Raw genomic sequence first — 19,385 nt, 5'->3', positions numbered from 1 at the left:
GACAGGGCTGATAATAAGATCGGTTTATTAAAGTCTTTTAGTTTTAGGCTGATCACCGTAAATCCTTAAAAATAGGATTAGGCTCACGACAAAAGACGGAAGCTTAATAATACCCGGATTAATATAAAAATGATCCATACCTATTTTAACGTAAACGTATGGTAATGCTGCGCTCAATAAAACTGATAGCAATACACAAATGCTAAACCAACGAAAATAATTGCGGATCGCAATATTTCGAACAAAGAAGAGGCCAACAATCATCCAAAGTAGAGCAATCATGTTTACGATATTAAGGACAGTGATCCAATTAGCAACAGCGGCATATAGATGTAGCAACGCTATTAAATTTGCAGGGATCTGCAACAAGGCATAAGCTGCCACAGCTGCGCTAATCAGAAAGCTCTCTTTAAAAGAAGATAGTAGAAACACCAAACCGGCGAAGATGAGCAGGTTGAGGAGCGACATGACCACTTGTATCACCATCACCACATTGGCCGCCAGTTGCACCGGAGGGACTGCCCTGAAGGCAATAATCGGTTGTTTTAACCAAATCATGAGCAGAAAAAAGTAAACGAGATATACGATATTGATGATAATGAATGAGAGCAGGCTCTTTTTGATTTGCATGGGGATGTTTTTCTTTTCGGTGAGGCTAACTTAAATAATCTTTTAAAAAATTATCGATAGAAAATAGAATCTCTCTGTGTTTGCGTTCATTGTAAACCAAGTGGCAGGGAGGCATTGTAATAAAATAAATCTCGCCGTAATCTAGAATTTATGATTTAGTTAACGGTTTGGAAATGCTTTGTTTTAGTATTTGTGTGGAATATATAAAATGTTAATAAAGTTGATGGTTTATTATTAGTTATTTGTATATCAATGAATTGTGTTGTTTTGAAAATGTTGATAACCGCTGTTTTTAGGTTGATAACCTGTCAATAAAAAGCATGCGATTTTACTTGACAAGTATGCTTATCCGAGCTAACTTAGATATATCAAGAACGACGTACTTTGACAGCCTTACAGTAAACAGATCATGAATCGGGGGAGTTTTAGGACGAACTAAAGATCATAGGAGTTGCTGGATTACTTGGACGAATGGATAATTCGCAAGAGTTTTTTATACAGAAAAGATAATTAGAAAAGGCATTATGATGACTGTTGGAGCACTACGGCGCAAAGGCAGAAACAGATAAGAGATATGTGGAAACCAGAACTCGAAAGGGTGGAAGGAAAGAAACTATCGGTTGGAGATACACAAAACTTGATGCCTGATGCGTAACTACGGTTGCCTTTAGGTTGAAAACGGAAGAAATATCGAACGATATGGCTTCCGTTTTCGTTTTTTATAAGGTTTTGGTGGTTGATTACCTACTCAATACAGGCCCCACTGGTGGTTTTACAAAGCTAAGGTTTACAAAAAAGTTGATATCGCACTGTTTGTTCGCCTCATAATAAACCGGCCATTTAATCTGATTGAGCGCTTTTGTAATGGCAGACTGCCAGGTAGCATCAACCAAAGCTGCTTTCATGGTATTGGCATCAAGTATATGTACCTCTATTGGCCTTCCGGTAGTATTTGTCTTAAAATAAATAGTAAGTAATCGGGGGTGGTCAGGTAGTTTTTTTAGTCGCCATCGTTTAATGTTTTGTATGATTAGGTTACGCATTGAATCGCGTACGACGGATGGGTTGGGGGCTCCAATTGCGTTGCCGGGGTACTCAACCGTTTTTATGCTGGTTACAATGCCTTTGGTAATACTAATACAGGTCTCTCTCTGCCATATTGGAAATATAGGAAGAATCCAATTAGCGGGTGATTCGTTAGTTACCCAAAGTTCACCGGTAAGCCAATCGGCCTTTACTATCCCATTGTGAAATTGAGCAGGAAAGAGTTTCTGGAGGTCTGCCTGAAGTGGTTTGGCGGCATATGCGCAACTTTTTATAGATTGCAGTATTACATGCCCATCAATTATTTTCCACTGTGCTTCAAAATTACAAAGGCAGTCAGCACAATTAGTATCTCTATAGTATTCTAATAGGGCTTTGATTTTTTGTAGCGAATCAAGAGGACTGGCAGATACTACTTGTATATTTTGCCCATTTACTATTATGCTATCGGTAGGTTTGGCTTTAGCGATTGTTATTGATCCCCCGAAGATCAACAGTAAAAGTAAAGTGACGTTTTTCATAGAGATAAGGCAGCTTTACCATAAAGGTCAATAAAAAAAGCGCCAACGTTGTAATGTCGGCGCTTTTTATTTTGATCTTACTCACCTCGCTTCAAGCCAAACTTCTCAATCTTACTATACAGGTGACTGCGTTGAATATCAATATCGTCAGCAGTTTTAGATACGTTCCAATTGTTTTTTTCCAGTTTGAACTTAATGTACTCACGCTCGGCAAAATCTTTATACTCCTGGAAGTTTTTAAACTGTTCAAAATCTGGCTGATTGGATGCAGCGGGCATTGCTGCGCCGCTGGTAACAGCTATGGTTGCCGAAGGATTAGCAAACACGCGCACATCGGCATCGGTGATGATCTTATCGCTCAGAATGATCAATCGCTCTACCATGTTACGCAGCTCGCGGATGTTGCCAGTCCACGGGAGGGCTTTCAATGCTTCCAATGCATCATCAGATACGCGTTTTACCGGCATCCCATATTCTGCACAAATTTCATCCAGGAAATGCTCAGTTAAAAGGGCGATGTCATCCCGACGTTCAGTAAGCGGCGGCACGTGAATCAGGATCACGCTCAAACGATGGTACAAGTCCATACGGAAGTTGCCGGCTTCTATTTCTTTCAGCAAATCTTTATTGGTTGCCGCAACCACACGTACATCTACGTCAATCTCTTTTTCGCCGCCCACGCGTGTAATCTTATTTTCCTGCAGTGCACGCAATACTTTAGCCTGGGCAGAAAGGCTCATGTCGCCAATCTCGTCCAAAAACAAGGTGCCACCACTGGCCGATTCAAACTTGCCGATGCGCTGCTTAACGGCCGATGTGAACGATCCTTTCTCGTGTCCGAACAGCTCACTCTCAATTAGTTCTGACGGGATAGCCGCACAGTTAACCTCAATAATATGCGCATTAGCCCGGTTTGATTTTTCGTGCAGCCAACGGGCAACCAGTTCTTTACCGCTGCCATTGGCGCCAGTAATTAACACGCGGGCATCGGTAGGGGCCACGCGGTCAATAGTTTCTTTAATTTTATGAATGGCTTGCGATTCGCCCAGTATCGGTCTAACTTTTGATACTTTGCGTTTCAGCGTTTTGGCTTCAGTTACCAGGCTACCGCGATCTAAGGCGTTGCGTACAGTAATCAGCAATCGGTTAAGGTCGGGTGGTTTAGAGATAAAGTCAAACGCACCTTTTTTGCTGGCCTCTATGGCGGTTTCTACCGTGCCATGACCAGAGATCATGATAAAAGGCAGGTCGGGTTTAATGAGGAGACCTTCGGTTAGCACTTCCATGCCGTCCATCCGGTTCATCTTGATATCGCAAAGGATCAGGTCGTAATCATTGTCGCGAATCATGGCCAGGCCATCAATGCCATTGTCCACGTCGTCAACTGTATAATCTTCGTATTCTAAAATTTCGCGCAGGGTATTGCGGATTGCCCGCTCATCGTCAATAATTAAGATTTTAGCCATTAGTAGTTGTTTCTCGGGTATGGTGTAATAACGTTAAATTTAAAGGTTTTGTATAGAAAACAAAACACTTTTCATTTTGTGTTAAAAAAAATGCCCCCTTTTTACAGGGGGCAAAATATCAGCAGCAAAGCTGTAAGCCGGGTTCTGTACCGCTTGCGCGGCTTCTATCATTAATCTGCGCCTTACATTGCTGCAAGGCTTTAGCAGCCTACCCATCCTGACGTGCTTTTTGCAAAGCACAGAAGCGAGCAGCTTCCATATTCAGGACCTATTTGGCCTTTCAACTCCTGAGGTTTACCGCAATTACGGTTGCCCGTAAAGGCCGTGGGCTCTTACCCCGCGTTTTCACCCTTACCCTCACTTTACTGTGGGGGCGGTTTATTTTCTGTGGCACTTGCTGTCGCCGGCTGACGGCGCCTTCCCGTTAGGAAGCAGGATGCTCTGTGTTGCCCGGACTTTCCTCCCTGCGTTTTGAGCGCCGAGCGATAGAACGTTTTGCTGGCTGCAAAGGTAAGAAAGATTTGGAACCCGGATTTACTGAATTTTCAGGATTTGCAGGAGATAGGTTTATAGAGTGGATATTATTATTTTTTCCTATAAAAATTCTATTGTTAAATAGAATGATTTTTTGCCCAAAACAAAAGAGCGACACCAATGGCGCCGCTCTTTCAATTATATGGTTTTGTTTAGTATTAAGCTTGCAATTGCCAAATGCGATTTTCTTCCTTTATTCTTACTGAGAGCATCCAGGCATTCAGTAGCGTGAATAGAATCAGGGTAAAATATAAGTGGAAGATCAGCGGGGCGACCAGTATCTCTGCAATCACCTCTATATAATTAGGATGGCGTACAAAGCGGTAGGGCCCGGCGGTAATGGGCTCACTATTGGGTATGCGGTAGAGCCTGGTCGTCCAATAAACGCCTAGCGTACTCAGTGTCCAGAATTTAAAGGCCAGCACTGCTATAAAGGTGAACAATAGTGCCAGGCTTACCGGGCCGCCGTTTGGAGTGTTACCGTACTTAAATTGATGTTCAATTAATAGCGATACAATGAACAAGGTATGCATAGATACCATAAAAGGGTAGTGTTTCTGGCCATATTCAACAGCGCCATTGCTGGTGAGCCATTTGGCATTACGCGATGACATAAATAATTCCATCAAACGCAACACAATCAAGAAGATAACGAAGGTGATAAAGTATTTGCCGGTCATAAGTTATTTTTTGAGTAAAACCATTTCGCTGCTAAAGCCTGGCCCCATTGCCAGCATCAGCGCGTAGCCGCTCTCTATACCTTGTTGCATAAACCGTTCCAAAACATAAAGCACCGTTGCACTAGACATATTGCCGTAGTTGCTCATCACCTCGCGAGTGTATTTTAAAAAGTCGCCCTCAATTTGTAAGGCATCGTTGTAGGCATCCAAAACTTTCTTGCCTCCGGGATGGAAAATGAAGCTTCTAATATCGCTTAACCCGAGCCCGTTTTTGGCCAAGAACGTTTCGATATCATCTTTAACGTATTGATGAATCAATGTTGGTATGTCTTTAGAAAACAGCACTTTAAATCCTTCATAGTTGAAGTCCCAGCCCATCACATCTAACGAGTTTGGATAAAGCTTACTGCCTGCGGCGATGTATTTTAAAGGTTGATTGGTAGCATGATGATCGCCTTTGATGATACAGGCACAAACCCCGTCTGAGAACAGGCTGGAACCGATGAAATTGCTCTTGCTAAAGTCGGTGCGGATGAGGGTCAATGAGCATAACTCCACTGCGATAAAAGCTATTACCGCCTCGGGATTTGCCTGAGCGGCTGTGGCGGCTTTTGCCAATCCTGACACACCACCTGCGCAACCTAATCCCCATATTGGGGTACGGTTGATGTTGGGATTGAGCCCCATTTTATTGATGATGCGTGCGTCTATACTGGGCGTAGCCAGGCCGGTGGTAGATACAAAATAGATATCGGTAAGTTGATCTGGGGTAACGCCGGCGCGCTCGCAGGCCTGCTCAAGAGCAATGATAGAATTTTCTAAAGAAATTTCTATGTAGGCATTATTCCGTTGTTCAAAACTAAGAGGCTGATTATACCAATTGAGCGGCTGACAAAAATTACGAGTAATAATTTCAGTATTATCAAATGCGGCTATCAATCTTTCTATTTGTGGGAAGGTGGGGGCGAACATTTCTCGCACCCTTTCTTTTACCTGTTGCTGATCTGCTTTGTGTTCAAAATCAATTTTTGCTGCTGACGCGATATAGGGCATGTTTTTCTGATATGTTTCTTAAAAAGGATTAAAGTATGAATAAGTTTAGGATGTGCTTTAAATAGATGTTTCTGTAGTATCGATTTTTAAAACCGATCTCCGTTATTTGTAACACGCGGCAAAAGCTCGTGAGGTTGTGTCTGCATGCAATTAATTTAAACATTAACGATAGGAAACACTCATCGCTATACAGTTAAATGCTCATGAAAAACTATTTTCTCCGCCTATTTGGGTACGATCACACTACCAATTTAAAGATGCTGGATGCTATCGCGGCTGCTGATCAGACAGGTAAATCGGTGCAGTTACTGGCTCATTTACTGGCTGCTCAGCAAGTATGGCTATGTCGCTGCAAAAGAGAGCCGGCACCGGGTGGCGCGCTTTGGCCTGACTGGCCATTAGAAGATCTGAAGACAATAGCCGATAGTAATTATAAAGCCTGGACTGATTTTTTGAACCAAACCGATGATTTTGAACAACAAGTAGACTATAAAAACTCGCGCGGTGAAAGTTTTACCAATCAATTAACGGATGTGCTGGCGCATCTTATCAACCATGGTACACATCACCGGGCACAGGTGGGGCAACAATTAAAGTTTAATGCCGATGTAAATTTGCCGCCAACTGATTACATTTTTTATATCAGAGAACAGCAAAGTTAGGTTTTGAGTGCATGTCAATTGTAAAGCTGCTAGTCAAATGCAATCATGTTGCCAACTTTATACATTAATCACTACCTTTGCGGCCAATGTTTAAACGCGGTTTAGCTTTATTATTGATCACCTGCACGCTGGCAGCCAATTTTTCCAGGCTGTTTGTATTTGCCGGTTATCAGTTAAACCAGCAGTATATTGCCAGTACACTGTGTGTAAACAAAAGTCGCCCCTGGTTACATTGTAATGGCCGTTGCTACCTGATGAAGAAAATTCAACAGGCCGAGCAGAAAGAGAAAAGTGCCGAGCAGCAAGCCCAAAAAAATCTGTTTCAGGAGGCGTTCTTCACAACTACAGAAAACCTCACTTTTAACTCTCAATTGCTGCGTGTAATTGCCAGTCCGTACAAGACTTTATCACCACAGGCTGTAACAATAGCTTTGTTGCGTCCGCCCTGTATCGCTTAATTTCCTCCGTTTCTTACTGAATTAGTCCGTGTTATCATTATTCATGCAATAACGGTATTGTCGGGTATTGGTGTTCAGTAATTTTCAATTTATTAACTCAGTAAATTAATCTTATTCATTTACATGAAGCAATTTATCCTATTGCTTTGCCTGCTTATTGCTGGGGCTTTGGTAAAGGCGCAAAGCACAATCAAAGGTATGGTGACTGATGCCCGAACGCACGAAGCGTTACCTGGCGTGAAAATATCGGCCATAAACAGCGGCAAACCACAATTATTTACTACAACCGATGCTAAAGGTAAATTTCGCATCGCCCCGAATACAAAAACAGATACCCTGAGGTTTGAAATGATAGGTTACACGGCGCAGAACATCGCGCTAAACGATCGTGCTAATTTCAACATCAGCATAGAACCCTCGGCTGTTGATCTGCAACCGGTTATTATTTCTGCCAGCAGGGAGCAGCAATCGCGCAAGAGTGCGCCGATTGCCATTAGCAAGATCAGCCAAACCCAGATTCAGGATACCAAGGCTACTGCGCTTTATCAGTTACTCAATAAAGTATCAGGGGTTTACATGGTTAACCTGGGTAATGAGCAGCATACCATGGCCATTCGCCAACCAATTACCTATAATGCCTTGTATTTGTACATGGAAGATGGCCTGCCCATTCGCCCGACGGGAATTTTTAACCACAACTCGCTTTATGAGATCAATATGAATGGCGTAAAAGATGTTGAGGTGATCAAAGGTCCGGCGTCATCGCTTTATGGTAGCAACTCTATCGGTGGGGCTGTTAACTTTATTACACAAAATCCGCCATCGGGTTATGTAGGTGATGTAGCTATTCAGGGTGATAGCTACCGTTACCGCCGTATTGACGCGGATGGTGGCACCACTAACGGCAAGTTTGGTATTTATGCTGGTGGCTATGTGGCCAGTCAGCAAAATAGTTGGCAGGATTACTCCAACTTTGATAAGTATTCGGGCAACCTGAAAACCACTTATGATTTTGATAACAGTACTAAATTAACTACTTCAGCCACTTACAACTATCTGTACACCCAGACGCCCGGCAGTCTGGACAGCGCACATTTTTACAATCGCAGTTATGGCAGTAACCAGCGATTTACCTATCGCAAGGTAAATGCTTTCAGAGCGAGTGCACGGTTAGATCATAGTTGGAATGAACACAGCAATACGTTTTTTACGCTGTTTTATCGCGATAATTCTACCGCGCAATTACCTAGCTACTACATTGCTGATGTGCGTAACAGCAGTGGTGCCTACGTAAGCTCAAACGGGCAGGTAAATGATCAGCGTTTCCATAGTCTGGGTTTTCTGACTCAACATCGTACTGATTTTGATTTCCTGAACTCGCGCTTGATTGTGGGGGCTTACCTGGATGATAGTCCGAGCAGCTACTACGCGCAATATCTCAATATTCAAAAAGATGTTGCCAATAATTACTATACCGGCTTCACCAATACGGGTAATTATATCGATAACTATCGCATCAAATTATTCAATTATGCCGGTTATGCCCAATATGAAATGAAGCCGACTGAAGCGCTACGCATTGTCGCTGGTTTGCGTTATGATCATGTGCACTACAATTTTATCAATGGATTACCGCCAACAAATACCAAATACAAGCAGCAAGAGACCAGCAATTTTAACATTGTAGCACCAAAGTTGGGTTTGACGTATGATCTGGGTAATAATAAAGGCTTGTATGCCAATTACAGCGTAGGCTTCCAGCCGCCTGAAACAGGCGATCTGTATTCATCGCGCCAGCAAACCCCTTTAAAACAAGCCACTTTCAACAATTATGAGGTAGGGGGATGGTTTACCGCTCTAGACAAAAAGATGTATGCCGAAGTGAGCCTATATGACCTGGAAGGTCGCAATGAGATCATTACTCAGCTACTGCCAGATAATACTACGCAAAACCAGAATGCTGGTGCTACCCGTCACCGTGGGGTAGAGTACAGCGTGGTTTATGCACCAGTTAACGCATTGAGCGCCCGTGTAAGTGGCACCAACGCCTGGCATACTTATTTAGACTACAGCGAGGTGCGTACCAACTACGCCACCAACAGTAGCTACACGCTGGTTTATAACGGCAAACGCATGGCCAACGCACCCAACTGGACGGTCAATACCGAACTGACCTACAAACCTGTGTTCATCAACGGTTTTTATATCTCTGGCGAGTGGCAGCATTTGGGTAAATACTTTACAGATCCGGCTAATACTAAAACTTACCCTGGTTTTAATATTTATAATATGCGCATGGGCTATCATTTTAGGAGGGATAGATTGAAAGGCACCAGCATTTGGTTTAATATGCTCAATGTAACCAATAAACTGTATGCCACCACGGTAACCAGTAACCAATATGGCGATACCTACAATGCTGCGCCGCCACGCACGGCTACATTAGGCGTCAGCTATGCACTATCAAAATATTAAAACATGAGCGGCTCATTTAAAAAGCGATTCTACAAATGGCACCGCATCTGCGGTTTAATTGCGCTGGTACCTGTAATGTGCTGGACACTGAGTGGACTTTCGCATCCGTTTATGTCCAACTGGTTTCGTCCGTTCATAGCGCACGAAACTTTTAAGCCCCTGACGTTGGATAAGCTGGCGCCGAAATTGACGCTGCAACAAGTACTGCAACAAAATAAAGTAGACAGCCTTCGCAATTTCGGGCTGGTAAAACTGAATGGGCAAACCTGTTATCAGATATTAGGTGCAGATAGCGCTTATACTTATTACTCGGCCTCAACAGGTTTTATTTTGGCTGACGCCGATAAACAATACGCCATCCAGTTAGCGCGATACTTTACGCAGGATAGTGTATCCGCCATAAAATCAGCTGTTTTACAAACTAAGTTTGATGATTGGTATCAGCCTATCAATCATTTGTTGCCAGTGTGGAAGATCAGCCTTAACCGGCCCGATGGGATGGATGTTTATGTAGAGACCGGTCAGTCGCGCATGGGGACGTTTAACAATAACACCCGCAAAACTTTCTTGTGGGTATTTGAGCAATTGCATACCTGGGATTGGCTGGCCAAACTATTTGGTGACCGCGTGCGGCTGATCGTTTTGATGGTAATTGTGGTTGCCATGTTCGCCGCCATGCTTAGCGGATTGATTGTTTACGGTTTGTTTTGGAGTCGATTTAAAGATCTCAGTCAAAAGCGAAAAAGAGATAGTAGGGAAGATCGGCGCTTTGTGCATCGCTTTCACCGTCAGCTAGGGTTGATCGTTTCTTTTGTGATGTTTACGTTTTTGCTGAGCGCCGGTATCCACATCGGCGTGAAACTGTATAACAATAAGCCTGTTCCGGCAGATTTTAAGCAGATCATTCGTACTTCAGATTTGAGTGTTGATAATCTTCACCTGCAAATGCCGGATAGTTTGATCCGCAAAACATCGCTGGTTAAATTTAATGGACGGACTTATTACCAGGTGAACACTGCAAAAAAACAAGTTATCTATCTGGATGCAGCCAATGGAGCTGAACTAAAAAATGGCAACAGGCAATTTGCCGCATATTTGGCCGGTTATTACAGCGGAGCAAAGCATCCGGCTGATTCTATCGTTCATATCAGGCAATTTACTGAAGAATACGGCTTCATCAACAAGCGTTTGCCGGTAGAGCAGGTGCGCTACCCAGGTAAGGACGATTGGTACATAGAGACCACCACACAAAAGCTGGCGACCCACGTGGCCGGACCTGATAGGTTTGACGGTTTTTCGTTTATATTTTTGCATAAGTATTTTGGCATGGCTTGGGCGGGCAAAGATGTACGAGATATAGTGAGTATGTTGGCTGCTTTGGGGGTATTGGTGGTTAGTTTGTTTGGCTTTGCGGCCTTTACTAAAAACAGATAGAAATGAGAAAGATCATATTTGGCGCTGTTGTTTTAGCCGCATTGTTAAGCGCTTGTAACAACACTGTCAAACAGAAAAAAAATGTGGTATCAGAGCAAAAAAAGACTGAAATTGCGGGCCGTTATACCTGCACCATGCATCCTGATGTGTTAAAAGACAAACCAGGTGTTTGCCCGAAATGTGGTATGGATCTGGTTGAAAAAGACAATTAAAAAAATGATGAAATTTTATCTATTTATAGCGACTTGCTTTGCAGCGGCCTCTATTATTGCCTGCAATAGCGCTGGCGGCAACAAAGAACAAGAAAAGAAACAGCAAGACGTTATCCTGCAACTGCACGATAAAATGATGGATAAGGACGAACTGGTGCTTACCAATAAAAGCAAACTGGATACGCTGTTGAAGAAATATCCAAATGATGCTGTTAAAACCGGGAAAGTAAACGGTTTAATTAAACAAATTGACGCGGCAGACGATGCCATGCAAAACTGGATGCACAAGTTTAATCCGGATTATACCGGTAAATCGCACCAGGAGGTAATGGAGTATCTGCATAGCCAGCAACGTCAGATCGCCACTATTGATTCATTGCTGGATGTTGCCGCTGATGCATCTACTAAATTTTTGACCGAAGTAAAATGAAGAAACTCATCATTTTAGCTGCTGCACTGGGGCTTGTTTATGTGGGCTGTAAATCGGGCGCTAACAAAGCACTGCCAATTTATGGCGATAGGCAGGCTGTTACCAAAACGGTTGACGGCAAAGAGGTAGTTGATACCGTTTATCAGACCATCCCACAGTATAAATTTATCAATCAGTATGGCGATAGTATCACCAATAAAAACCTGAACGGTAAAATTTACGTGGCCGATTTCTTTTTTACCAGTTGCCCGTCAATCTGCCCGGTAATGCATCGCAACATGCTGGCGGTATATAACGAGTTTAAAAATCAGAACGATTTTAAAATCCTCTCGCACAGCATCGACCCGAAATATGATAGTGTGGCTGTATTGAAAAAATATGCCGACAAACTGGGCGCGAAAGGTAATACCTGGTGGTTTTTACAAGGTAAAAAAGATGAGACCTACGCATTGGCAGCCAAATATTTGGTATCTGTAGCCGAAGATAATAAGGCTCCCGGTGGCTATGTGCATCAGGGCTATTTTGTGCTGATTGACAAGCAAGGACGCATCCGTGGCGCTTATGACGGTACGTTGCCAGATAAAGTGCAGCAATTGATAGCAGACATTAAAACCCTGCGTGCAGAACCAGATCAAAGCATTGCACAATGAAGGCATTAAAAGCAATTGGGATAATTTTAGTACTGGTAGCTATTATAACCGCCTGCCAGAATGAAGGCGAGTTGAACTATAGTCGTTACTATGCTAACGGTCAAGCTATTTATCAGTCTAATTGCCAAAATTGCCACGGACAGAACGGGGAGGGTTTGGGCGAATTGATCCCACCGCTTACAGATAGCGTGTTTTTGAAAACGCACCGCCATGAACTGGCTTGTTTTCTTCATAATGGCTTAAAACAAACCATTGTGGTTAAAGGAAAAACCTACGAAGGGCAGGCAATGCCGCAGCAAAACCTGTCGCCAATAGAAGCTGCTGAAGTAATTACTTATGTACTTAACTCCTTTGGCAATAAGGCGGGGGTGCATGATAATGCCGCCGTACAAAAAGACCTGGCAGGCTGCAAATAAACAGTAAAACCCCGGACAATCATCCGGGGTTTTTTGTTACCAAACGGGCCGAAAAAATATTATCAAGTTTATGGAATGGTGGCAGCTACGGCATCTTAATGATAAATCAACTCATTAAGACCATAAATTATGCAAGCCATTAAACACATCAGCATCCCGCAACCCTGTCATGAACAATGGGACAACATGAAGAAGGAGGAACAAGGCCGTTTTTGCCAAAGCTGCGCTAAAACGGTAATAGACTTCTCTGTAATGACCGATCAGCAGGTGATTAATTACCTCTCCGGCACGCATAATGTATGCGGTAAATTTGATGCCATGCAGTTTAATACGGTCAACAATAAACTGTATGCTCAAAATCTACAACAGGCAAGCTGGTGGAAAAAGCTGGCCATTGCAGGTGCGTTAACCAGCATGCTTCCTTTGTTCAAAGCACAGGCGCAGGACAAACCTGCTCAAGAACAAAGTGACACAATAGCCACACCAAAAACAATTATGTTGGGAAAGGTTGCAGGGCCTGTGCATTCTTCAAAAAATCGCATGCTTACCGGATGTGTTAGTGATAACAGACAGCCATTAATAGGAGTTACCGTAAAACTACCAGGTACTAATACCGCTGTAGCTACTGACGTAAATGGCAGGTTTCAAATTACAGTACCTCAAGATGCAAAGACACTCGAGTTTGATTATATCGGATACAATCAGTTAGTTACCCCAATTACCACCAACAATTATTACGACGTTAAAATGGATGAAAGAAGGGCAATGTTGGGAGGGGTTGTTGTAGTGCGTGCCCCATTTTACAAACGCTGGTATTACCGTTTTGTCAAACGCCCGGTTAAAAAGATTTTCGGTTGATGGTTGTGGCAAGTTATAGCACTGGTTATATTAGCTGTATATAATTTAGCCGCCTTGCACTTTCCTGTAGATATTCCCTTGGGCAAATCGTCCATCCCCGCGCACCTGATTTGCGAAACCCTGGCTTATTTTCTGGGATATCGTTATTATGCTTATCTGCGCCGCAAAACTGTTGATGTTATAAGTGAGGCCAACCGGCTCATTATTTTTTGCGGTGCTGCTTTTGGCGCCATCATTGGGGCGCATTTGGTAGGAGTACTGGAAAAGCCCAACGAGTTTAAGTTTGATCTGGTTTACCTGATAGCTAATAAAACCATCACCGGCGGTTTTTTAGGCGGATTGGTTGCAGTTGAATTGACCAAAAAAGCCATCGGTGTAAAACCATCTTCGGGCGATTTGATGGTGTATCCACTTATTCTGGCTATGATTATCGGCAGAACAGGATGTTTTCTGGCCGGTTTAGGGGATGGCACCTATGGTAACGCTACCAGCTTGCCCTGGGGGATTGATTTTGGCGACGGAGTACATCGCCATCCTACTAATCTTTATGAAATACTTTTTTGGATGGGGCTTTGGCTCGCCCTTTTATTGATAGAACACAGGTACAAACTGGCTGATGGGGCACGGTTTAAACTCTTGCTGTCGGCTTATCTGGTATTCAGGTTATTGGTAGAATTTATTAAGCCTGATTATTTCTTTTCCTTCGGTCTGTCGGTAATTCAGTTGGTTTGTGTGGCCGGAATTGTTTATTATTATAAAGTATTTCTGTTCCCTAAACGCCTTATAAAAACCTATGCCCGAACGTCCGTACATCTACTATGATTTTACCGTAAGTATTTGTTCAACCTGTTTAAAGCGGGTTGACGCCAAAATTGTGTTTGAAGACAGCAAGGTCTACATGCTGAAAAACTGCCCGCAACACGGCCGGGAGAAAGTGCTGATAGCTACCGATATAGAATATTATAAGAACTGCCGCAACTACGCCAAGCGCAGCGAAATGCCTTTGCGTTTTAATACCAAAACGCATTACGGCTGTCCGTATGATTGCGGCTTGTGTCAGGATCATGAGCAGCACTCGTGCTTAACCATTGTTGAGGTGACCGATCGTTGTAACCTGACTTGTCCGACCTGCTACGCCATGTCATCGCCGCATTATGGCCGTCATCGTACCTTAGAAGAAATAGAGCAAATGCTCGATGTGATAGTGCGCAACGAGGGGCAGCCAGATGTGGTACAGATTAGTGGGGGAGAGCCCACCGTGCATCCGCAGTTTTTTGAGATTCTGGATATTGCCAAAACAAAACCCATCAGGCACCTGATGGTCAATACAAACGGCATCCGCATAGCTAAAGACGAGGAGTTTGTAAAGCGGCTGGCAACCTACATGCCCGATTTTGAGATCTACCTGCAGTTTGACTCATTTAAAAAGGAAGCCCTGGAGCAACTGCGTGGCGAAGATCTGCGCGAAGTGAGACGTAAAGCGATTGAAAATCTCAATAAATATAATCTCTCCACCACACTGGTAGTTACTCTACAGAAAGGTTTGAATACCGATGAGATAGGTGAGATTATTGAATATGGGCTTCAACAGCGTTGTGTGCGTGGGGTAACTTTCCAACCAACACAGGAGGCGGGTCGATTGGATAATTTTGAAACACAGTCAGATCGATACACCCTGACCGAAGTGCGCTCTGCCATTTTGGAACAAAGTGATATTTTCAATAGCGATGACCTGCTGCCGGTGCCTTGCAATCCGGATGCGCTGGTAATGGGATATGCACTAAAACTAGGCGGACAGGTGTTCCCGCTTACGCGGATGATCAACCCGAATGATTTGCTGGATAACTCCAAAAATACCATCGTGTATGAGCAGGACGAACGTTTGAAAATGCACCTGATCAATATGTTTAGCACAGGTAACTCAGTTGATAAAGCGCAGGAACATCTCAATTCCATTATGTGCTGCCTGCCTGAGATTGATGCGCCCGGACTGGCTTATGATAATCTGTTCCGTGTAATTATTATGCAGTTTATTGATGCGCATAATTTTGATGTGCGTGCCATAAAAAAATCATGCGTGCATATTGTAAATAAAGACTTGAATATCATTCCGTTTGAAACCATGAACTTGTTTTATCGCGATGATAAAGTGAACTATCTGAACCAAATTAAAAACGAAATGGCCATATAGCTATGGAAAGTCAAAACGATCAGCAATCAGAAAATACCCCGTTTCCACCATCGCCTGAGAACAAATCAAAAACAAATATGAAAATTGTGGGGATAAACTTGCTTGTTATGGCTGGTTATACCATAATTTTCCGCGCGGTTGTTGGTGGAGAAGAGGGCCTTATTTATGATGCAGTTATACTGATTGGCCACGCAATTTTATGCATACTAATAGCACCGTTTGCCAGAAAGTGGGAATGGGCCATAGCAGGCTTATTAATAGCGGGAATTGGTTTTGCCACTTGCGTGGGGGCATTTGCAGTCCATTAAGCTAACTTAGCAAACCAACCAACACACCTTCTTTTAAAGCCCAGGTGGTCATAGCTACCTGATGTATACCTAATTTATGCATTACGTAGCGAGTTACCAGCGATGCCGAAACAATCATATCCACCCGTAGCGGAATGATGCCCTTGATGACCGCGCGTTCCTGGTGAGATGAAGCAATAAGGCGTGAGGTGAGGGCGATAAAATCATCTTCTTCAAACTCCATACATTTCAGCGTTTTCAGATCAAATGGGTTGCCTTTTTCCAGTTCAATCACCTCAGCAAAAGTTTCAAATGCACCTGATGAGCCAACCACTCTACTTACCGGCATTTGCTTGGCCGCTTCAAATAATGGTTGCAAGGTTGCTTCCAGGTACTCGTTTAACTCACCAATACAATCAGCAGGAATGGGGTCTGTTTGGTGAAATTTGTCCATCAGCCTGGCTGCGCCAATTTCAAAGCTTTGTTTCCAGTAAATCCGTTCGTTATTACAGATAATAAACTCTACGCTACCACCGCCGATATCCAAGATAAGAGATCGCTCATTACCTAAACACCCCGACGCATTTACACCCTGGTAAATGTAAGCGGCTTCGGCGTTGCCGTCAATTATCTCTATTTCAATGCCGGTGTTTTGCTTAACCTGCGCAATAAAATCTGGCCCGTTGGATGTGCTGCGCATGGCCGATGTGGCCATGGCTTTCACCGCTTTTACATGATGCTGTTTGATATGATCGCCAAAACGATTCATAGTTGTAATGCCTCGTTCAAACGCATCGGGTTGTATAACGCCCTTGTTAATGCCACCCTGGCCCAGTTTCACTGGTTCGGTTATATGCACCAGCTCCTGGTAATTGCTGCCTTGTCCGTCTGCAATCAACAGGTGAAAAGTATTGGTGCCCAGATCCATCACAGCTACGGGACCTTTGGTGGTGTTGGTTTGTTCGGCGTTAGTCATATCAGTTGTATGGTAAGTAACTTAGTTTTTCAAATATATGTTTTCAAAAAAAATAGCGATGGGTTTTACGCATCGCTATTCGATAAAGTTTTTTAGCGGGAGGGAGGTTTACTCTTTATAGAAAAACCACTTTTTCATTTCTTTATAGCTGGTCTTTTTGCCATACATCAAAATACCAACACGGTAAATGCGGGCAGCCACCCAGGTGGTGAACAAAAAGCCAACTATCATCATAAATGCAGACAGAGCAATTTGCCACATAGGCGGGTCAAACGGCATACGGATCATCATTACTACCGGTGCCGTAAAAGGGATCATAGACAACCATACCGCCAGATTACTGTTTGGCGCCTGAAACAGGTATGTAACTGATATAATATAGGTAAACAGCAGCGGCATCGTTATGGGCATCATAAATTGCTGCGTCTCGGTTTCACTATCTACTGCCGAACCGACCGCCGCAAACAATGCACTATAAAGCAGGTAACCGGTAAGGAAGTAGAACGCAAAAGCGCCCAATTCTTTACCCCAGTTACTATTGTCTAACTTAGAGAGCATTTGCCCAACCGGGTTTTGCGGTTTAGCGCTTTGTTGTAAAGCTGCGCTTACGCCGGTGGTTTTTTCGGTTTTTACTGATGCCTTGTTATTTGAAAACATGTTGGCGGCTACATAAGTTACCGCGGTAGAAAGCACGATCCAAAGTAAAAACTGGGTCAGGCCAACCATGCCAACGCCAATAATCTTACCGAGCATCAGCTGGAATGGTTTTACAGAAGAAACAATCACTTCTATAATCCGGTTCGTTTTCTCTTCTATTACTCCCCGCATTACCTGTGCGCCATAAATAAATAAAGACATATATACCAAAATAGCGCCGGCAATAGAAAAGCCCATGGCTGTACCTACACCGGCATCTTTTTCACCCTCGGCGGTAATTTGTTTCGTGTCTATAGAAATCTTGCTGTCTATTTTGTAAAGTTTGGCCGTATCAATGTGCGCTTTAACCATTTGGTCATTATTAGAGATCTTTTCCATCTGGTTGTCAATCTCTTCGCTTAAAACCAAGCTTGGCTTGGTTGATGAATAAAGGTGAACACCGCTCTTTCCGCTATAAGTTTGCGGAATTTCCAGTACAAATAGACTCGGATTATCCTTCAGGTCTTTTTTTAGCTCGGCCACAGGCTTGTCGGCCACAGTAAATTTTACAAGTTTGGTATCTTTAAACTGATGGGCGAACACACCACTTTGATCAGCTACATTAACTATCGATATATCTTGTCCTTCTTTGTTCTTAATCAAAAAGAAGGCTAGTGCATAAGCAACCAATACCAGGCCGGGCACGGCAAAGGTCATTACCAGGAATGCTTTTTTGCGAACGCGCGATAGATATTCGCGTTGTATAATGAGTAAAATTTTATTCATGGCTTATCGGTTCATTTCGGTTACTTTCTTAATAAATATCTCGTTCATCCCCGGTATCACTTCCTGTAACAACTGAATGCGTGCCTTAGGAATAAGGTATTGCAGCACATCGTTTGATGTAGTACCGTTGAGTTTTATGCGGATGGTAAAACTATCTTCGCCGGCCACCTCGTCTAATAATTGAAATGGTTGTGTACCATCAAAGTCAAGCTTGTTGCCTACGTATTCAATCAGGTAGGTATCGTCCCGGTATGAATTACGGATATCCTTAACCCGGCCGTCTAAGATTTTATGCGAACGATCAATCAGCGCAATGGCATCACATAGTTCTTCTACCGATTCCATACGGTGGGTAGAGAAGATAATGGTGGCGCCTTTTCGGTTTAGTTCCAAAATCTCGTCTTTAATTAACTCGGCGTTAACCGGGTCAAAACCGCTAAATGGTTCATCAAGAATAATCAGTTCAGGATCGTGCAGTATGGTGGCCACAAACTGGGCTTTTTGCTGCATGCCTTTAGATAGCTCTTCAACCTTTTTGTTCCACCAGGCTTCCATGCTTAGTTTCTCAAACCAGTATTTCAGTCGCTTGCGGGCATCTTCGCGGCTCATACCTTTTAGTCGGGCCAGGTAGATCATTTGCTCGCCAATCTCCATTTTTTTATAGAGACCACGTTCTTCGGGCATGTAACCTATCTTTTCAATATGACTTTGGTTGAGTTTCTCGCCATTAATCAGTACCTGGCCAGAGTCTGGTGCGGTAATTTGGTTAATGATACGGATGAGGGAGGTTTTCCCGGCGCCATTGGGTCCTAACAGACCGTAAACCTGTCCGCTTTCTACTTCCAGGCTTACATCGCTAAGCGCACGGTGCCCGGCGTATTGTTTGACAATATTGCGGATACTTAGCATTTATGAGATCAGTTATATTTTTAGGGATTAGATGAAGGTACAGATTTAATGTTACAACTTTACTTTTGATTAATTTT

Annotated in this window: 20 protein-coding genes and 1 other RNA gene; 12 read left to right on the top strand and 9 right to left on the bottom strand. The window is 43.3% G+C overall.

The window, feature by feature from the left end; all coding sequences use genetic code 11:
- Positions 1-27: 27 nt before the first annotated feature.
- The 6 genes from ABZR88_RS10025 to ABZR88_RS10000 all read right to left on the bottom strand — a co-directional run bounded on the left by ABZR88_RS10025 (position 28) and on the right by ABZR88_RS10000 (position 5,928).
- Positions 28-630 carry a hypothetical protein gene (locus tag ABZR88_RS10025; RefSeq protein ID WP_107828839.1) on the bottom strand — a complete coding sequence of 201 codons (603 nt, stop codon included), beginning with the start codon at positions 628-630 and terminating at the stop codon, positions 28-30.
- A 740-nt stretch (positions 631-1,370) separates the two neighbouring features.
- The gene (locus ABZR88_RS10020; protein ID WP_107828838.1) at positions 1,371-2,195 is read right to left on the bottom strand and encodes a hypothetical protein; all 825 of its coding nucleotides are present in this window, start codon (positions 2,193-2,195) and stop codon (positions 1,371-1,373) included.
- A gap of 77 nt (positions 2,196-2,272) precedes the next feature.
- Positions 2,273-3,661 carry a sigma-54 dependent transcriptional regulator gene (locus ABZR88_RS10015; RefSeq protein ID WP_107828837.1) on the bottom strand — a complete coding sequence of 463 codons (1,389 nt, stop codon included), beginning with the start codon at positions 3,659-3,661 and terminating at the stop codon, positions 2,273-2,275.
- 117 nt (positions 3,662-3,778) lie between these two features.
- Positions 3,779-4,163, bottom strand: an RNA gene (rnpB, locus tag ABZR88_RS10010) — RNase P RNA component class A.
- A 190-nt stretch (positions 4,164-4,353) separates the two neighbouring features.
- Entirely contained in the window at positions 4,354-4,875 is a 522-nt protein-coding gene (locus ABZR88_RS10005; RefSeq protein ID WP_107828836.1) for an isoprenylcysteine carboxyl methyltransferase family protein, read from the bottom strand.
- Positions 4,876-4,878: 3 nt separating this feature from the next.
- Positions 4,879-5,928: a type III polyketide synthase gene (locus tag ABZR88_RS10000; protein WP_107828835.1), complete on the bottom strand. Its 1,050-nt coding sequence runs from the start codon at positions 5,926-5,928 to the stop codon at positions 4,879-4,881.
- 203 nt (positions 5,929-6,131) lie between these two features.
- Here ABZR88_RS10000 and ABZR88_RS09995 point away from each other — a divergent pair, with 203 nt between their 5' ends.
- The 12 genes from ABZR88_RS09995 to ABZR88_RS09940 all read left to right on the top strand — a co-directional run bounded on the left by ABZR88_RS09995 (position 6,132) and on the right by ABZR88_RS09940 (position 16,022).
- Positions 6,132-6,590, top strand: a complete 459-nt coding sequence (locus ABZR88_RS09995; protein ID WP_170113611.1) for a DinB family protein — start codon at positions 6,132-6,134, stop codon at positions 6,588-6,590.
- Positions 6,591-6,676: 86 nt separating this feature from the next.
- Positions 6,677-7,048, top strand: a complete 372-nt coding sequence (locus ABZR88_RS09990; protein ID WP_107828833.1) for a hypothetical protein — start codon at positions 6,677-6,679, stop codon at positions 7,046-7,048.
- A gap of 123 nt (positions 7,049-7,171) precedes the next feature.
- Positions 7,172-9,523 (top strand): TonB-dependent receptor, encoded by a 2,352-nt coding sequence (locus tag ABZR88_RS09985; RefSeq protein ID WP_107828832.1) that lies wholly within the window; start codon positions 7,172-7,174, stop codon positions 9,521-9,523.
- 3 nt (positions 9,524-9,526) lie between these two features.
- The gene (locus ABZR88_RS09980) at positions 9,527-10,957 is read left to right on the top strand and encodes a PepSY-associated TM helix domain-containing protein (protein ID WP_107828831.1); all 1,431 of its coding nucleotides are present in this window, start codon (positions 9,527-9,529) and stop codon (positions 10,955-10,957) included.
- Positions 10,958-10,959: 2 nt separating this feature from the next.
- Positions 10,960-11,169 carry a heavy metal-binding domain-containing protein gene (locus ABZR88_RS09975; RefSeq protein ID WP_107828830.1) on the top strand — a complete coding sequence of 70 codons (210 nt, stop codon included), beginning with the start codon at positions 10,960-10,962 and terminating at the stop codon, positions 11,167-11,169.
- Positions 11,170-11,173: 4 nt separating this feature from the next.
- On the top strand, positions 11,174-11,599 hold the full coding sequence (locus tag ABZR88_RS09970) for a hypothetical protein (protein WP_146166543.1): 426 nt from the start codon (positions 11,174-11,176) through the stop codon (positions 11,597-11,599).
- Positions 11,596-12,249, top strand: coding sequence for an SCO family protein (locus ABZR88_RS09965; RefSeq protein ID WP_107828828.1), 654 nt, complete (start codon positions 11,596-11,598; stop codon positions 12,247-12,249). The genes ABZR88_RS09970 and ABZR88_RS09965 overlap by 4 nt, the downstream gene beginning before the upstream one ends.
- A complete protein-coding gene (locus ABZR88_RS09960; RefSeq protein WP_107828827.1) occupies positions 12,246-12,665 on the top strand; it encodes a cytochrome c in 420 nt (139 codons plus the stop codon). Before ABZR88_RS09965 ends, ABZR88_RS09960 begins: the two co-directional genes overlap by 4 nt.
- A gap of 129 nt (positions 12,666-12,794) precedes the next feature.
- Positions 12,795-13,523: a carboxypeptidase-like regulatory domain-containing protein gene (locus ABZR88_RS09955; RefSeq protein WP_107828826.1), complete on the top strand. Its 729-nt coding sequence runs from the start codon at positions 12,795-12,797 to the stop codon at positions 13,521-13,523.
- A 54-nt stretch (positions 13,524-13,577) separates the two neighbouring features.
- Positions 13,578-14,345 carry a prolipoprotein diacylglyceryl transferase gene (locus ABZR88_RS09950; RefSeq protein ID WP_107829007.1) on the top strand — a complete coding sequence of 256 codons (768 nt, stop codon included), beginning with the start codon at positions 13,578-13,580 and terminating at the stop codon, positions 14,343-14,345.
- Positions 14,317-15,714 carry a radical SAM protein gene (locus tag ABZR88_RS09945; protein ID WP_107828825.1) on the top strand — a complete coding sequence of 466 codons (1,398 nt, stop codon included), beginning with the start codon at positions 14,317-14,319 and terminating at the stop codon, positions 15,712-15,714. Before ABZR88_RS09950 ends, ABZR88_RS09945 begins: the two co-directional genes overlap by 29 nt.
- A gap of 2 nt (positions 15,715-15,716) precedes the next feature.
- Positions 15,717-16,022, top strand: a complete 306-nt coding sequence (locus ABZR88_RS09940; RefSeq protein ID WP_107828824.1) for a hypothetical protein — start codon at positions 15,717-15,719, stop codon at positions 16,020-16,022.
- A gap of 1 nt (position 16,023) precedes the next feature.
- Here the strand turns inward: ABZR88_RS09940 and ABZR88_RS09935 are convergent, their stop codons facing one another.
- From ABZR88_RS09935 to ABZR88_RS09925, 3 genes are all read right to left on the bottom strand, one after another.
- On the bottom strand, positions 16,024-16,977 hold the full coding sequence (locus ABZR88_RS09935; protein ID WP_107828823.1) for an exopolyphosphatase: 954 nt from the start codon (positions 16,975-16,977) through the stop codon (positions 16,024-16,026).
- A 108-nt stretch (positions 16,978-17,085) separates the two neighbouring features.
- Positions 17,086-18,399 carry an ABC transporter permease gene (locus tag ABZR88_RS09930; RefSeq protein WP_107828822.1) on the bottom strand — a complete coding sequence of 438 codons (1,314 nt, stop codon included), beginning with the start codon at positions 18,397-18,399 and terminating at the stop codon, positions 17,086-17,088.
- Between the two features lie 3 nt (positions 18,400-18,402).
- On the bottom strand, positions 18,403-19,308 hold the full coding sequence (locus tag ABZR88_RS09925) for an ABC transporter ATP-binding protein (RefSeq protein WP_107828821.1): 906 nt from the start codon (positions 19,306-19,308) through the stop codon (positions 18,403-18,405).
- Positions 19,309-19,385 lie beyond the last annotated feature (77 nt).

This window comes from Mucilaginibacter yixingensis (assembly GCF_041080815.1).
Taxonomy (GTDB): domain Bacteria; phylum Bacteroidota; class Bacteroidia; order Sphingobacteriales; family Sphingobacteriaceae; genus Mucilaginibacter; species Mucilaginibacter yixingensis.
This window is presented reverse-complemented; position numbering and strand designations above follow the sequence as displayed.